Source organism: Streptomyces sp. NPDC001492 (assembly GCF_053597275.1).
Window position 1 is genome coordinate 161,869 of sequence record NZ_JBSFHW010000017.1, and the last position, 14,694, is coordinate 176,562.

Consider the following 14,694-nt stretch of genomic DNA (forward strand, 5'->3'; position numbering starts at 1 on the left):
GTCAGCTCTTGGCAGCCGGAGCCTTGGTCTTGGCTGCCTTGGCCGCAGGAGCGGGCGCCGTCTTCGCGGTGTCGTCCGCGGTGGCGGAGACGGCGGCGTCCGCGCCCGGCTCGGCGGTGGGCTCCTCCGGGCGTACTCCGACGCCCAGCTTCTCCTTGATCTTCTTCTCGATCTCGTTGGCCAGGTCGGGGTTGTCCTTCAGGAAGTTGCGCGCGTTCTCCTTGCCCTGGCCGAGCTGGTCGCCCTCGTACGTGTACCAGGCGCCGGCCTTGCGGACGAAGCCGTGCTCCACGCCCATGTCGATCAGGCCGCCCTCGCGGCTGATGCCCTGGCCGTAGAGGATGTCGAACTCGGCCTGCTTGAAGGGCGGGGCGACCTTGTTCTTGACGACCTTGCAGCGGGTGCGGTTGCCGACCGCCTCGGTGCCGTCCTTCAGGGTCTCGATGCGGCGGATGTCGATGCGCACCGAGGCGTAGAACTTCAGCGCACGGCCACCGGTCGTGGTCTCCGGGGAGCCGAACATCACGCCGATCTTCTCGCGGAGCTGGTTGATGAAGATCGCGGTGGTCTTGGACTGGTTGAGCGCGCTGGTGATCTTCCGCAGGGCCTGGCTCATCAGACGGGCCTGGAGGCCGACGTGGCTGTCGCCCATCTCGCCCTCGATCTCCGCGCGCGGGACGAGCGCGGCGACGGAGTCGATGACGATGAGGTCGAGGGCACCGGAGCGGACCAGCATGTCCACGATCTCCAGGGCCTGCTCGCCGTTGTCCGGCTGGGAGAGGATCAGGTTGTCGATGTCGACGCCCAGCTTCTTCGCGTACTCGGGGTCGAGGGCGTGCTCGGCGTCCACGAAGGCGACCTGGCCGCCGGCCTTCTGCGCGTTCGCCACCGCGTGCAGCGTCAGGGTCGTCTTACCGGAGGACTCCGGGCCGTACACCTCCACCACACGGCCACGTGGCAGGCCGCCGACGCCGAGGGCGACGTCGAGTGCGGTCGACCCGGTGGGGATGACCTCGATGGGCTCGTTCGGCCGCTCGCCGAGGCGCATCACGGCGCCCTTGCCGAATTGCCGTTCAATCTGTGCGAGCGCGGCGTCGAGCGCCTTCTCGCGGTCGGTTCCTGCCATGGGTTCCACCCGGTTTGCTTGAGTCGATCGCTTCACGTCAAAGACGCTAACGCCTGCCACTGACAATGCGCCCCGACGCCCGTCCGGCCTGTGGATAACTCGGGTACATCTCCGTCAAAACCGTGCCGAATTACCCGTCGAGAGCCTCGCCGGAGCCTCCATAAGAATGGATGTTCGATTTTCGTGTCAAGCGCACCACGCGGCACCTCCGACCCTACGTCCGCAGTCCGACAACGGGCCGGACCCCGAGGCATGCGGCCGCTGTCCGCACCCGCGCCCCGTCCGGCTGCTCCCTGCGGCGTACGGCGGGTGTCTCCGGCTGGACGACGACCGGAGGGGGCGCTCTCGCGAAGCTGAAGGCATGGAGACCCCGCAGCTCACCCAGGAGGACGGCAGGGCGGAACGTCCCCCTGTCGCCGCAGCCACGGCGGGGGACCGCCCGGCTGAGCGCCTCTGCCACACCGTCGGCCTTGTCCTGATCCTCTCCGGACTCGTGCACCTCGTGGTGTTCGCCGTCGACGGCGGACCCTGGGACGGGCCCGTCTCCTGGCGCAAGCCCGTCACGTTCGGGCTGTCCTTCGGGGCGACGCTGATCGCGGTCACCTGGGTGACGTCGTATCTGCGGATCGGTTCGCGGCTGCGCGCCCTGCTGCTCGTCGTGTTCGCCGCCGACTGCGTCGTGGAGGTCGGCGGTATCACCCTTCAGGCCTGGCGCCGGGTGCCCTCGCACCTCGACATGGAGACACCGTTCGACACCGCGGTGTCCATGACGCTTGCGGTGGGCGGTGGCGTCCTCGTGGTGCTGCTCACCGTGTTCGCCGTCGCGTCGTTCCGGCACCGGCCGACAGGTCCCGCGGGGATGGCGCTCGCGGTGCGTTCCGGCTTCGCGATCCTGCTCGTCGCGCTCGCTTCGGGCGCCGCGATGATCGCGCGCGGTGTCGTACTCACCCGGACCGGGCACCAGGAGGCTGCCTACCACTCGACGGCCCCGCTCAAGCCGCTGCACGGAGTCAGCCTGCACGCGGTGCTCGTCCTGCCGGCGCTGGCCCGGCTGCTGTCCGGCACGTCCTGGAGCGAGTCGGCCCGGCGACGGATCGTGGCCGCGGCGACCGGCTGCTACGTGGCTGCCGTCATCGTGGCCGGGGTGTGGGCCGTCCTCACGCACTGAGCCGGTTGCGCCCGCTCAGCGGGCCGTGCCTCAGGAGGAGGACCCCTCTCCGGCTTCCACCGCTTCGTCCTGTGCCACGCCCGGGCGCCGTATCCACAACTGCTTCGCGCGTGTGAGCAGACCCGGGCCGGATCCCCCTCTCCGGTGCCCGTGGACACGAGGGTCGTCCGTGACGGCGTACCGCTTCACATAGGCCCCCAGGAACGCCTGCAACGTGGCGACCGCGGGGATGGCGATCAGCGCGCCGACGGCGCCGAGGAGCGCGGTGCCGGCGATGACCGAACCGAAGGCGACGGCGGGGTGGATGTCGACGGTCTTCGCGGTCAGCTTGGGCTGCAGCATGTAGTTCTCGAACTGCTGGTAGACCACGACGAAGATCAGCACCCACAGCGCATACCAGGGCCCCACGGTGAAGGCGATCAGCATGGGCAGGGCACCCGCGAGGTAGGTGCCGATGGTCGGGATGAACTGGGAGACCAGACCCACCCAGACGCCGAGCACGGGCGCGTAGGGCACACCCAGGAACTGCAGCAGGATGTAGTGCGCTATGCCGGAGATGAGCGCCATCAGGCCGCGCGAGTAGATGTAACCGCCCGTCTTGTTGACGGCGATCTCCCACGCGCGCAGCACCTCGGCCTGACGCGCGGGCGGCAGGACGGAGCAGATCGCGCGGCGCAGCCGCGGGCCGTCCGCGGCGAAGTAGAACGAGAACAGCACGATCGTCAGCAGTTGAAAGAGACCGCCGAGGACCTGGGCGGACACGTCCAGCACACCGGTGGCGCTGTTCTGCACGTAGTTGCGCAGCCAGTTGGAGCGGAGCAGTCCCTCCTGGACGTCAACGCGTCTGAGCTCGGTGTGGAAGTGTGTGTTGACCCAGTTGATGACGGAGTCGAGGTAGTTCGGGAAGTCCTCGACGATCTTGATGATCTGGCCCGCGAGCATGGAGCCGAGCAGGGTGACGAAGCCCGCAGCCATGATCATTACGGCGAGGAAGACGAAGCCTGTGGCCAGCCCTCTGCGTATGCCGCGCGAGGCCATCCAGCTCACCGCGGGCTCGATGGCCAGGGCCAGGAAGAACGCGATGAGAATGTTGATCAGCAGTCCGGTGAGCTGATGGAAGGCCCACGTGCCCAGCTGGAAAGCCGCGTAGAGGGCGAGGACGAGCACCACGGCGCGCGGCAGCCAGCGCGGCATACGGACGCCCGGCCCGGCGCCGTCGGCCGGGGGACGGCCGGGCGGCGTCGTACCGAACGGGGATGCGTGCTGGGCCGTCTGCCCGGCCTCGTCAGTGGGTGCCACGGATTCAGTCTCGCCCACTGGTCTGACAATCAACTACCGTCCTGCGATCTTCGTGACCGATCAGTGCTTCTCCCGCGGAACGTCCATGACTGTGCAGACCACGCGCCACACGTCCTTGGCGTCCCAGCCCGCGTCCAGCGCCCCGCGCACCGTGCGACCGCCGAGCTCCGCCATCACGTGGTCGCGTGCGAAGGTGTCGGCGTATCCCGGACCGAAGTGATCCGCCATCCGCTGCCAGAAGACCGTCAACCGCATGACTCCAGTATCCCGCCCCTGAGGGTGGGCCTGGGCCGGGACCCCTTGCCGAGACCGCTTTCCGCCCTACGGTCTGACGCATGTCCCAAACAGGAGCTTCCGCACTCCCTGCCACACCCCCGGCACGCTCCCCGCTGTTCCGCGCCGAGCACTTCGTCTGGCTCACCGCGCGCGTGCTGGAGCAGCGCCTCTTCGCGCACCACTTCCTGAACGGGGGCGCCGACCCGGTGGAGACCGCGCTGGACGCTTACCGCAACGAGGACGGCGGGTACGGCCACGCGCTGGAGCCCGATCTGCGCGGCCCGGTCAGCCAGCCGCTGCACACCGTGCGCGCGCTGCGTGCTCTGGATGCCATCGGGCGGTGTGGCGGACAGCGGGTGGAGCGCGTGTGCCGCTATCTGACCGCCGTGTCCACGACGGACGGTGCCCTCCCGGCGATCCACCCCAGCCAGCGCGGCTATCCGGCGGCCCCCTTCATGCCGATCGTGGACGACCCGCCCAGCGAACTCCTCACCACAGGTCCGGTGGTGGGCCTGCTGCACCGCAACGAGGTCTGGCACGCCTGGCTGTTCCGGGCCACGGACTTCTGCTGGCATGCCGTCGAGTCGCTGGAGAAGTCCCACCCCTACGAGATCGAGGCCGCCGTGGCCTTCCTGGACTCCGCTCCCGACCGCCCGCGCGCGGAGGCGGCCGCCGACCGCCTCGGCCGCCTGGTGCGCGAACGGCGGCTCGCGGCTCTGGAGCCCGACCGCCTCGACGCGTACCCGGTCGCCCTCGGCTGCGCACCCGGTGAGCACCACTTCCCGCACGACTACGCGAAGACGCCGAGCTCCCTGGCGCGCGCGTGGTTCACGGATGCCGAGATGACGCGCTCCCTGGACCACCTCGCGGACGCGCAGCACGAGGACGGCGGCTGGCCCGTCCGCCGGCCCGCCTGGACACCGGGCACCGCGCTGGAAGCTCGCCCCATGGCAACGATCGAGGCGCTGCACACCCTCAGGGCGCACGGGCGTCCCATCGGTTGACCTGGGCGCCGTCACCCGCCCATGGCGCGCACTCCGGCGGTCACCACGACGGCCGCCGCCACAACGAGCAGGAACGGAGCGCGCAGCACCAGCGCCACAGCGGCTGCGGCAAGCCCTGCAACCCGCGCATCGAGCACCAGGGCGTGCCCGTCGGCGAAGCTCTGCTGGGCCGTGAGGGCGGCGAGAAGGGCCACCGGCAACAGCGCGGCCAGACGCCTGACGAGCGGCTTCTCGAGCACGCCCGCGGGTACGAGCAGTCCGGCGAGCTTGACGGCGTAGCAGCCGAACGCGGTCGCGCCGATCGCGATCCAGGTGTTCAACGGTCCTCCCCCGGTACGTCGTTCTCGTGCGCTTCCCTGCGTGACATGCCCCTGCGGCGGCCCTCCAGGCCCAGAACGGCGGGCGCTGCCAGCGCGGCCACCAGGACGGGCACTCCGGCGGGCAGCACGGGCAGTAGACCGAGCCCCGGCAGCACGGCGAGGCCGGCCACCGTGCGCTCGGTGGTGGTCTTGAGCATCGGCGCGAGCAGGGCGAGAAAAACGGCCGGCCCGGCGGCGTCGAGGCCCCATGCGTCGGTGTCCCCGATGGCGTCTGCGCCCAGAGCGCCGAGGAAGGTGGTGAGATTCCACAGCAGGTACAGACTGAGCCCGGTGACGGCGAACCCGATGCGCGTGCTCCGCCGCGTGGGCTGCACCAGCGCGACCGCGGTGGTCTCGTCGATGACCCATTGGGCGGCGAACGGCCGCACCGCGCGCGGGAGCGCCAGCAACTGGGACAGACGGAGCCCGTAGAAGGCGTTGCGCACACCTAGGAAGAAGGCGCCCGCCGCCGCCGTGAGCGGGTTGCCCCCGGCCGCGAGCGCCCCCACCAGGGCGAACTGGGATGCCCCGGTGAACACCAGGAGGCTGAGTGCGCAGGTCTGCAGCAGCGTGAGCCCGCTGCCGGCCGAGGTCACCCCGAAGGCGAAGCCGGACGCTCCTACGGCGACGCCGACTCCTAGGGCGTCCCGTACGACGGCGGAGTCGGCCCTTTGTCCGCCTTCCGGACTTATGCCTGCGAGAGCTGTCTCTTCTGCCACGCACCGGACGGTAGAAGCAGTCACGCTCGCGCGTCTTGTACGTTCTTGCGCTCACGCCGGTACGCCCCAGGGGGCACGCCGACGATCCGGGTGAAGTGCCGGTTCAGATGCGGCTGATCGGTGAACCCGACGGCGACGGCGGTCTCCGCGGGCGTCGCACCGGCGTCCAGCAGCCGTCGCGCCTGCCGCACCCGCGCGTCCGTGAGCCAGGCGTGCGGCGGCATCCCGTAGGTGTCCCGGAACGCCCGCAGCAGAGCGAACGGACTGGTACCGAGATCGGCAGCAAGCCTCTCCAGGGTCGGAGGCCCGGCCAGCCGCTCCTCCAGCACGGCACGCGCGCGTGCCGCGATCCGGGCACCCGCCGTCCGCACCTCCCGCTGCGGCAACGCCCCGCCGTTGAGCCGTAGCAGCCTCGTCACCGCGACCCTCAGCAGCGTGTCCGCGGCCAGCGCATTGCCGTCCTCCGCGGCACGCAGCACCTGATGCACAAGCCTCACGGTGTACGGATCGTCGAGCACCGGACTGACGAACCCGGGCGTCCCCCGAATGAACGTGGTCTCGGCCGCGATCTCGGCCACCACCTCGGGCGACGGATACACGGCCCCGTACCGCCACCCCTCCGGCACACCGGCCCGCCCCGTGTGCGGAGTGTCCGGATTGACCAACGCGAGCGCCCCCGCCCCCGCGTACTGATCCGCCCCGCGATGGTGAAACACCTCGACCCCGTCGGCAATGGCGGCGATGACGAAGTTCTCGTGCGTATGCCGCACAAACTCCTTGCGGACGTACCGGGCACGCAGCAGATCGACGCCGGGCAGCTCGGCGTACTGCCAGTGCCGAGCCAACTCCTTCCCCGACCCCGCCATACCCCCATTCTCCACCTCCACCCCCACCCACCCACGGCCGCCGACGGATAGGAGCGGGTCGCCGCGGTATGACGCAGCCCGCCGCTTACCTGGCCCCACCACCGGCCCGCTCAGGCACCAGGCGGACGAACAGCGGGCGGCGGGCTCGCCGTACCGCCGCGACCCCGACCCACAACGAACCAATTCGCGCCCGGCCCAAGCCCAGCGCAGCGAACTCGCAGGTCAGACCCATTGTCAGTGGCCGGGTGCAGGATGGACGCATGGTCAGCTCCGCACACCGAGCCCTGGACGGCTTCTCCCCCGCGACCCGCGGCTGGTTCACGGGCGCCTTCTCCGCGCCCACCGCGGCCCAGGCAGGCGCGTGGCAGGCCATCAGAGAGGGCTCGGACGTGCTGGTGGTCGCCCCCACCGGCTCCGGCAAGACCCTGGCCGCGTTCCTCGCCGCCCTGGACCAGCTGGCCTCGACACCCCCGCCCGCAGACCCCAGGAAGCGCTGCCGCGTCCTGTACGTGTCACCGCTCAAGGCCCTCGCGGTCGACGTCGAGCGCAACCTCCGCAGCCCCCTGACCGGTATCCGCCAGGAATCCGTGCGCCGGGGCCTGCCCGAGCCCGAGGTGAAGGTGGGCATCCGCTCCGGGGACACTCCTGCCGCCGAGCGCCGCGCCCTGGCCACCCGCCCCCCGGACATCCTGATCACCACCCCGGAGTCCCTGTTCCTGATGCTGACGTCGGCCACGCGCGACGCGCTGACCGGCATCGAGACGGTGATCCTCGACGAGGTGCATGCGGTGGCGGGCACCAAGCGTGGCGCACATCTCGCCCTCTCCCTGGAGCGGCTGGACGAGATCCTGCCGAAGCCGGCCCGCCGCATCGGCCTCTCGGCGACGGTCCGCCCGGTCGACGAGGTCGCCCGGTACCTCTCACCGCGCCGCAAGGTGGAGATCGTCCAGCCGAAGTCGGGCAAGGAGTTCGACCTCTCGGTCGTCGTCCCGGTCGAGGACCTGGGCGAGCTGGGCGGCTCCCCGGTCGCCGACGGATCGGAGGGCACGGAGCGCCCGTCGATCTGGCCGCACGTCGAGGAGCGGATCACCGACCTCGTCCAGGCCCACCGTTCCACGATCGTGTTCGCCAACTCCCGTCGCCTCGCGGAGCGTCTGTGCAACAGGCTCAACGAGATCGCGTACGAGCGGGCCACCGGCGAGACCCTGGACGAGCACCACGCCCCGGCCGAGCTCATGGGCGGCTCCGGAGCCGCGCAGGGCGCACCACCCGTCATCGCCCGCGCCCACCACGGCTCGGTCTCCAAGGAGCAGCGCGCCCTCGTCGAGGAGGACCTCAAGGCGGGCCGCCTGCCCGCCGTGGTCGCGACCTCGAGCCTCGAACTCGGCATCGACATGGGCGCGGTCGACCTCGTCGTCCAAGTCGAGTCCCCGCCGTCCGTCGCCTCCGGCCTGCAGCGCGTGGGCCGCGCGGGACACCAGGTGGGCGCGGTCTCCACCGGCGTGGTCTTCCCCAAGTACCGCGGCGACCTCGTCCAGGCGGCGGTGGTCACCGAGCGCATGCGCACCGGCTCCATCGAATCCCTGAAGGTCCCCGCCAACCCCCTGGACGTCCTGGCACAGCAACTGGTCGCGATGACGGCCCTGGACACCTGGCAGGTCGACGACCTGCTCGCCACGGTCCGCCGGGCCGCGCCCTTCGCCTCACTCCCGGAGTCGGCGTTCACTGCGGTCCTCGACATGCTCGCGGGCCGCTATCCGTCCGACGCGTTCGCCGAGCTGCGCCCGCGCGTGGTGTGGGACCGCGTCGCCGGCACGGTCACCGGCCGTCCCGGCGCTCAGCGCCTCGCCGTCACCTCCGGCGGCACCATCCCCGACCGCGGGCTCTTCGGGGTGTTCCTCGCCGGAGCCGACCCCAAGAAGGGCGGCGGCAGGGTCGGTGAGCTCGACGAGGAGATGGTCTACGAGTCGCGCGTGGGAGACGTCTTCACGCTCGGCACCAGTTCCTGGCGCATCGAGGACATCACCCGCGACCGCGTCCTGGTCTCCCCCGCGCCGGGCGTACCGGGCCGGCTCCCCTTCTGGAAGGGCGACCAGCTCGGCCGCCCGCTGGAACTGGGCCGTGCGGTCGGCCAGTTCCTGCGCGAGGTCGGCTCGCTGCCCAAGGAGGACGCCCGGCTGCGCCTCCTCGCGGCGGGCCTGGACGCCTGGGCCGCGGACAACGTCCTGTCCTACCTGGACGAGCAACGCGAGGCCTGCGGTCACGTCCCTGACGACCGCACGATCGTCGTGGAGCGCTTCCGGGACGAGCTCGGCGACTGGCGGGTCGTCGTCCACTCCCCCTTCGGTGCCCAGGTGCACGCGCCGTGGGCACTCGCCCTCGGCGCCAAGCTCTCCGAGCGCTACGGCATGGACGCCCAGGTCATGCACGCCGACGACGGCATCGTGCTGCGCCTCCCGGACGCCGACCTGATGGGCCTGGACCTGCTCGACCAGGAACCGATGAAGGCGGGCACGGAGTACGACGCCGACCAGGCACCCGTCGGCGCGGCGGACGTCGTCTTCGACAAGGGCGAGGTCGACCAGGTGGTCACCGACCAGGTGGGCAGCTCCGCCCTGTTCGCGTCCCGCTTCCGCGAGTGCGCAGCTCGCGCGCTGCTGCTGCCGCGCCGCAATCCGGGCAAGCGCACCCCGTTGTGGCAGCAGCGCCAGCGCGCCTCCCAACTGCTTCAGGTGGCCAGCGAGTTCGGCTCGTTCCCGATCGTCCTGGAAGCGGTCCGCGAGTGCCTCCAGGACGTCTTCGACGTCCCCGGCCTCGTCGAGCTGATGGGCGACCTGGAGTCCCGCAAGGTACGCCTGGTCGAGGTCACCACCCCCGAGCCCTCCCCCTTCGCCCGCTCCCTCCTCTTCGGGTACGTCGCCCAGTTCCTCTACGAGGGAGACTCACCGCTCGCCGAGCGCCGCGCCGCCGCCCTCTCCCTGGACTCGCGGCTGCTGGCCGAGCTGCTGGGCCAGGCGGAGCTGCGCGAACTGCTCGACGCCGAGGTGCTGACCGAGCTGGAGCGGGAGCTCCAGTGGCTCACCGAGGACCGGCGCGTCAAGGACGCCGAGGGTGTCGCCGATCTCCTGCGCCTGCTCGGCCCGTTGACCGAGGCGGAGCTGGCTGAACGCGGCGCAGAGCCGCAGTGGGCACAGGAGCTGGCCGGCGCCCGCCGCGCGATCAGGGTCCGCATCGCCGGCGCGGACCACTGGGCGGCGATCGAGGACGCGGGCCGGCTGCGCGACGCCCTCGGCACGGCCCTGCCGGTCGGTGTCCCGGAGGCCTTCACGGAGCCGGTGAAGGACCCCCTCGGAGACCTCCTCGCCCGCTACGCCCGGACCCACGGCCCCTTCACCTCGGCCACGGCGGCGGCCCGTTTCGGCCTGGGCGTGGCCGTCACGGAAGGCGCACTCCAGCGCCTTGCTGCGAACGGCCGTGTCGTCCAGGGCGAGTTCCATCCGGCGGGCATCGGCCAGGAGTGGTGCGACGCGGCGGTACTGCGCCGACTGCGCCGTCGTTCCCTGGCCGCGCTGCGGCACGAGCTGGAACCGGTGGCACCGGCCGCGCTCGCCCAGTTCCTGCCGCAGTGGCAGCACATCGGCAAGGGGCACGGCCTGCGCGGTGTCGACGGACTGGTGCGTGCCGTCGAGCAGTTGCAGGGCGCATCCGTGCCCGCGTCGGCCCTGGAGAAGCTGGTCCTGCCGTCCCGCGTCGCCAACTACACGCCCGCGATGCTCGACGAGCTCACCGCCGCCGGAGAGGTCGTCTGGGCCGGCGCCGGCGCCCTTCCCGGCAAGGACGGCTGGGTCTCGCTGTATCTGGCGGACGCTGCTCCCCTGCTCCAGCCCCCGCCCCATCTCCTGGAGCTGACCGCGCTCCACCAGTCCGTGCTGGACGCCCTCTCCGGGGGCTACGGCCTGTTCTTCCGCCAGATCGCCGACCAGGTCCGCGCCACCACCCACCCCCAGGTCACTGATCCCCAACTGGCCGACGCCGTCTGGGACCTGGCCTGGTCCGGACGCCTCACGAACGACACGCTGGCCCCCATGCGCTCCCTGCTGGGCTCGGGCCGCACCGCGGGCTCCACGGCCCACCGCGCCAAGCGCAGCGTCCCCCGCGGGCGTTACGGCTCCCTGACCGCAGCGGCCCGCCCCGCCTCCCGTAGCGGTCCGCCGACCGTCGCGGGCCGCTGGTCCCTGCTCCCGCCTCGCGAGGCCGACCCGACGGTGCGCGCGCACGCCGTCGCCCGCACCCTCCTGGACCGGCACGGTGTGGTCACCCGGGGCGCCGTGTCCGCGGAAGGCATCGAGGGCGGCTTCTCGGCGATGTACCGCATTCTGTCCGCCTTCGAGGAGAGCGGCCAGGCGCGGCGCGGCTATGTGGTGGAGGGGCTCGGCGCGGCCCAGTTCGCGATGGACGGCGCGGTGGACCGCCTGCGCGCCGTGTCCAACGCCCGCGACCGCGGCGAAACCCTGCCGCAGCCCACGGCCGGCGGCACGCCGAGCGGCTTTCCCGCCGACCCCTTCGGCTCGTCCCACGCCTTCACCGCGCCCGGCGACCCGAGCGCCGGTACGCCCCACGGCCACACACCCCACAGCTCCGACGACCCCGACACCTTCGACTGGACAAGCGGCTTCGACTCGGGGAGCGGAACCTCCCGGAGCGGGGACCGGCCCGAGTTCGACATCACCGGCTTCGAGGACGACTTCGGCCTCCCGCCCGCTCGCGCCTCACGGGACGAATACGTCTCGCCCCGCGACCTCGCCTCCCCAGGCGCAGGCGGCCCCCGAAGCGGCCCCGGCTCGTACGGCTCCGCCTACCCGGATCGCCGCCCCCGCCCCGCTCCCGACTCCCGAGCCGTCGTCCTCGCCGCAGCGGATCCGGCGAACGCGTACGGCGCAGCACTGCCCTGGCCGGAGCCCCCGACCGGCGCGGGGCACAAGCCGGGCCGAAAGGCGGGCTCCCTGGTGGTCCTCGTCGACGGGGAACTGACGCTTTACATGGAGCGCGGCGGCAAGACACTCCTGGCCTGGCCCGCCGACCCGGAAGGCACCGCCGCCGAGGACCCGCGCCTGGAGGCCGCCGCACAAGCCCTGGCCGCAGCCGCCCGAGCAGGCTCGCTCGGCACCGTCACGGTGGAGCGGGTCAACGGCGCCTCGGCCCTGACGTCCCCCATCGGCACTCTCCTGGAGGGAGCTGGCTTCATCGCAACCCCGCGGGGCCTACGGCTGCGGGCGTAACGGCTGGGGCCCGCTGTCCGAGCCCGCGCGCGCCCGCCCGTGACACCCTTGACCCATGCCCGAAGGAGACACGGTCTGGCAGACGGCGAAACGCCTGCACGACGCCCTCGCCGGCAAGGTGCTGACCCGTAGCGACTTCCGGGTGCCCAAGTACGCCACGACCGACCTCACGGGCCGTACCGTCCTGGACGTCACCCCGCGCGGCAAGCACCTCCTGACGCGTATCGAGGGCGGCCTCACACTCCACTCCCACCTGCGGATGGACGGCTCCTGGAAGGTGTACGCGAACGGCCGGCGCTGGACCGGCGGCCCCGCCCACCAGATCCGTGTGATCCTGGGCAACGCCGACCGCACTGCAGTCGGCTACCGGCTTCCCGTCCTCGACCTCCTGCGCACCACCGACGAACAGCGCGCCGTCGGCCACCTCGGCCCCGACCTCCTGGGCCCGGACTGGGACCCGCAGCAGGCGCTCGCCAACCTGCTCGCCGACCCCGTCCGCCCCCTCGGCGAGGCCCTCCTGGACCAGCGCAACCTCGCCGGCATCGGCAATGTGTACAAGAGCGAGCTCTGCTTCCTGCTCGGCGCCACCCCCTGGCTCCCCGTCGGGGCGCTGCCCGCCGACCGGGCGGCCAAGCTGCCCGCGCTCGCCAAGAAGCTCCTGGAGGCCAACCGCGACCGCCCGGTCCGCACCACGACGGGCCGCCGCGGCCAGGACCTCTTTGTGTACGGCCGCGCACCCCGCCCCTGTCTGCGCTGCCACACCTCCGTCCGCGTGGCGGACCAGGGCGACGGCTCCCGTGAACGCCCCACCTACTGGTGCCCCAGCTGCCAGACGGGACCGGCACCGAGCACTTCCCCACCCCGCGGAACTCCACGCCGTACGACTAATTGACGGGCCGTCAGAAACCCTCGTACCGTCCCTTCATGTCCGTCAAGGCGTACGAACTCACCGGACGCACCGCATTCGTCACCGGAGCGGCCGGCGGCATCGGCCGCGCCTCGGCCGTGCTGCTCGCCGAAGCGGGCGCCACGGTCCACTGCGCCGACCGCGACGCACAGGGCCTGCACGAGACGGCGACCCTGATCAAGGACGGCGGCGGCACCGCCCGTGTCCACCACCTCGACGTCACCGACCGGAGGCAGCTCAGACAGGCCGTCGAGTCCTGCGAGCGCTTGGACGTGATGGCTGCGGTCGCCGGGATCATGCACAGCAGCCCGGTCCTGGAGACCCGGGACGAGGACCTGGACCGCGTGCTGAACGTGAACTTCAAGGGAGTGCTGTACGCCTGCCAGGAGGCCGCCCGTCTGATGCTGGATGGGAAGACCGGCGGCAGCATCATCACCATGGCCTCCGGCGCCGTCGACACCGGCCGCCCCGGCCTGCTCTGCTACGGGGTGTCCAAGGCGGCCGTCGTCCAGCTGACGAAGACCCTGGCGAACGAGGTCGGCCGGCACGGGATCCGGGTCAATGCGGTCGCCCCCGGCTGGATCCGCACCCCCATGACCGACCGCCACGAGGCCGAGGCGCAGGCGCAGACCGAGGCGCTGATGGCCCGGATGTCACCGCTGGGCCGGGTCGGCGAACCGGAGGACGTCGCTCACACCGTGCTGTATCTGGCGTCCGACGCCTCGTCGTTCACGACGGGCCAGATCCTGCGTCCGAACGGCGGGGTGGCGATGCCGTGGTGAGGCGGGCCGTCCGCCAGGCCACCCGCCACCGCCCTGCCCCTACGGCGCCCGTCGCCCCCGTCTTCGGCACACAGTGCACCGGCAGCAGACCCAGCCCCCAGCCACCCGCGGCGACCGCCCCCTCCAGCACACCGGCACCGGGCGCAAGCGCAAGCCGCAGCACCGCCCACCACCACAGCACCCCGAGCCCGAGAAACGCCCCCCAGCGCACTGTCGGCCGTGCCATGGACGCCACCTCCGGCCCCGAAGCTAGACCGCCGCCTTCACCCCCGGAAAGGGCGCACCGACGGCACATGGGCGCAACGCATCGCAGGCATCCACCATGACCGCCCGGGACCACACCGGCAAACGGACCGTACAGCCGTTCGACCCTCCGGGTACACGAAAACCCCGACCGCACCTCCCCAGCTGTTCCTGGAGAAGCCCCGGCCGGGGCCTTGCACGTGCACGTCGGCTCACGCAGCCACACGCGTGAACGTCACGCGGCGACCACGTCCACCGCCTCGGCGGGCGCCTTGATGGTCACCCGTTCCGGTGGCACACCGGTCACCGACACGGAACCCAGCATCGGACGAACCGGCGCTGATACAGGCTCGGTGGCCGCAGCAGACTGGGCCAGCTCGGCGAGGGCGAGCTCGTCGCTCACTTCTCGCATGAGCTCGGACATCCGTACGTCCAGCGCGTCGCAGATGGCGGAGAGCAGTTCGGAGGAAGCCTCCTTCTGCCCCCGCTCCACCTCGGAGAGATAGCCGAGTGAGACTCGGGCGGACGAGGAGACTTCGCGCAGAGTACGGCCCTGGCGCTGGCGCTGCCGACGCAGCACGTCACCCAGCAGGCGACGGAGCAGAATCATCGGTGGCTCCCTCCTCGGACCGCGTAGCCGCATCCTTCACGCCCCACCGTACCGCC

12 protein-coding genes and 1 pseudogene are annotated in these 14,694 nt (G+C 71.7%); 5 read left to right on the plus strand and 8 right to left on the minus strand.

All coding sequences use genetic code 11. From position 1 onward, the window contains the following. Nucleotide 1 precedes the first annotated feature (1 nt). Entirely contained in the window at nucleotides 2-1,126 is a 1,125-nt protein-coding gene (gene recA / locus ACWC1K_RS22630) for a recombinase RecA (protein WP_351482421.1), read from the minus strand. A gap of 361 nt (nucleotides 1,127-1,487) precedes the next feature. On the opposite strand from recA, the gene ACWC1K_RS22635 reads away from it, so the two are divergent. Further along, nucleotides 1,488-2,294: a hypothetical protein gene (locus tag ACWC1K_RS22635; RefSeq protein WP_450833726.1), complete on the plus strand. Its 807-nt coding sequence runs from the start codon at nucleotides 1,488-1,490 to the stop codon at nucleotides 2,292-2,294. A 30-nt stretch (nucleotides 2,295-2,324) separates the two neighbouring features. Here the strand turns inward: ACWC1K_RS22635 and ACWC1K_RS22640 are convergent, their stop codons facing one another. Next, nucleotides 2,325-3,593, minus strand: coding sequence for an AI-2E family transporter (locus ACWC1K_RS22640; RefSeq protein ID WP_450833728.1), 1,269 nt, complete (start codon nucleotides 3,591-3,593; stop codon nucleotides 2,325-2,327). Between the two features lie 60 nt (nucleotides 3,594-3,653). Further along, the gene (locus tag ACWC1K_RS22645) at nucleotides 3,654-3,848 is read right to left on the minus strand and encodes a DUF3046 domain-containing protein (RefSeq protein WP_351482413.1); all 195 of its coding nucleotides are present in this window, start codon (nucleotides 3,846-3,848) and stop codon (nucleotides 3,654-3,656) included. Between the two features lie 80 nt (nucleotides 3,849-3,928). On the opposite strand from ACWC1K_RS22645, the gene ACWC1K_RS22650 reads away from it, so the two are divergent. After that, complete coding sequence (locus ACWC1K_RS22650) at nucleotides 3,929-4,873, plus strand: hypothetical protein (RefSeq protein ID WP_450833729.1); 945 nt, start codon at nucleotides 3,929-3,931, stop codon at nucleotides 4,871-4,873. Nucleotides 4,874-4,884: 11 nt separating this feature from the next. Here ACWC1K_RS22650 and ACWC1K_RS22655 read toward each other — a convergent pair whose 3' ends face one another. The 3 genes and pseudogenes from ACWC1K_RS22655 to ACWC1K_RS22665 form a co-directional block, all read right to left on the minus strand. Beyond that, a complete protein-coding gene (locus tag ACWC1K_RS22655) occupies nucleotides 4,885-5,193 on the minus strand; it encodes an AzlD domain-containing protein (RefSeq protein WP_450833730.1) in 309 nt (102 codons plus the stop codon). Further along, on the minus strand, nucleotides 5,190-5,951 hold the full coding sequence (locus tag ACWC1K_RS22660) for an AzlC family ABC transporter permease (RefSeq protein WP_450833731.1): 762 nt from the start codon (nucleotides 5,949-5,951) through the stop codon (nucleotides 5,190-5,192). The genes ACWC1K_RS22655 and ACWC1K_RS22660 overlap by 4 nt, the downstream gene beginning before the upstream one ends. After that, nucleotides 5,924-6,817, minus strand: a pseudogene (locus ACWC1K_RS22665) (AraC family transcriptional regulator); the annotation flags it as partial. The gene ACWC1K_RS22660 and the pseudogene ACWC1K_RS22665, both read right to left, overlap by 28 nt. Before the next feature lie 260 nt (nucleotides 6,818-7,077). On the opposite strand from ACWC1K_RS22665, the gene ACWC1K_RS22670 reads away from it, so the two are divergent. From ACWC1K_RS22670 to ACWC1K_RS22680, 3 genes are read left to right on the plus strand one after another with little or no spacing between them, the layout of a single operon-like run. After that, the gene (locus ACWC1K_RS22670; protein WP_450833733.1) at nucleotides 7,078-12,096 is read left to right on the plus strand and encodes an ATP-dependent helicase; all 5,019 of its coding nucleotides are present in this window, start codon (nucleotides 7,078-7,080) and stop codon (nucleotides 12,094-12,096) included. 55 nt (nucleotides 12,097-12,151) lie between these two features. Continuing rightward, the gene (locus tag ACWC1K_RS22675) at nucleotides 12,152-12,988 is read left to right on the plus strand and encodes an Fpg/Nei family DNA glycosylase (protein WP_450833735.1); all 837 of its coding nucleotides are present in this window, start codon (nucleotides 12,152-12,154) and stop codon (nucleotides 12,986-12,988) included. Between the two features lie 32 nt (nucleotides 12,989-13,020). Next, a complete protein-coding gene (locus ACWC1K_RS22680) occupies nucleotides 13,021-13,785 on the plus strand; it encodes an SDR family NAD(P)-dependent oxidoreductase (RefSeq protein ID WP_450833736.1) in 765 nt (254 codons plus the stop codon). Here ACWC1K_RS22680 and ACWC1K_RS22685 read toward each other — a convergent pair. Next, nucleotides 13,733-14,011, minus strand: a complete 279-nt coding sequence (locus ACWC1K_RS22685) for a hypothetical protein (protein ID WP_450833738.1) — start codon at nucleotides 14,009-14,011, stop codon at nucleotides 13,733-13,735. The genes ACWC1K_RS22680 and ACWC1K_RS22685 overlap by 53 nt on opposite strands. Before the next feature lie 252 nt (nucleotides 14,012-14,263). After that, nucleotides 14,264-14,638, minus strand: a complete 375-nt coding sequence (locus ACWC1K_RS22690) for a helix-turn-helix domain-containing protein (protein WP_450833740.1) — start codon at nucleotides 14,636-14,638, stop codon at nucleotides 14,264-14,266. Nucleotides 14,639-14,694: the final 56 nt, after the last annotated feature.

Coding starts and splice junctions, on each gene's coding strand:
- recA (WP_351482421.1), bottom strand. CDS start 1,126: ATGGCAGGAACCGACCGCGAGAAGGCGCTCGACGCCGCGCTCGCACAG.
- ACWC1K_RS22635 (WP_450833726.1), top strand. CDS start 1,488: ATGGAGACCCCGCAGCTCACCCAGGAGGACGGCAGGGCGGAACGTCCC.
- ACWC1K_RS22645 (WP_351482413.1), bottom strand. CDS start 3,848: ATGCGGTTGACGGTCTTCTGGCAGCGGATGGCGGATCACTTCGGTCCG.
- ACWC1K_RS22650 (WP_450833729.1), top strand. CDS start 3,929: ATGTCCCAAACAGGAGCTTCCGCACTCCCTGCCACACCCCCGGCACGC.
- ACWC1K_RS22670 (WP_450833733.1), top strand. CDS start 7,078: ATGGTCAGCTCCGCACACCGAGCCCTGGACGGCTTCTCCCCCGCGACC.
- ACWC1K_RS22675 (WP_450833735.1), top strand. CDS start 12,152: ATGCCCGAAGGAGACACGGTCTGGCAGACGGCGAAACGCCTGCACGAC.
- ACWC1K_RS22680 (WP_450833736.1), top strand. CDS start 13,021: ATGTCCGTCAAGGCGTACGAACTCACCGGACGCACCGCATTCGTCACC.
- ACWC1K_RS22685 (WP_450833738.1), bottom strand. CDS start 14,011: ATGGCACGGCCGACAGTGCGCTGGGGGGCGTTTCTCGGGCTCGGGGTG.
- ACWC1K_RS22690 (WP_450833740.1), bottom strand. CDS start 14,638: ATGATTCTGCTCCGTCGCCTGCTGGGTGACGTGCTGCGTCGGCAGCGC.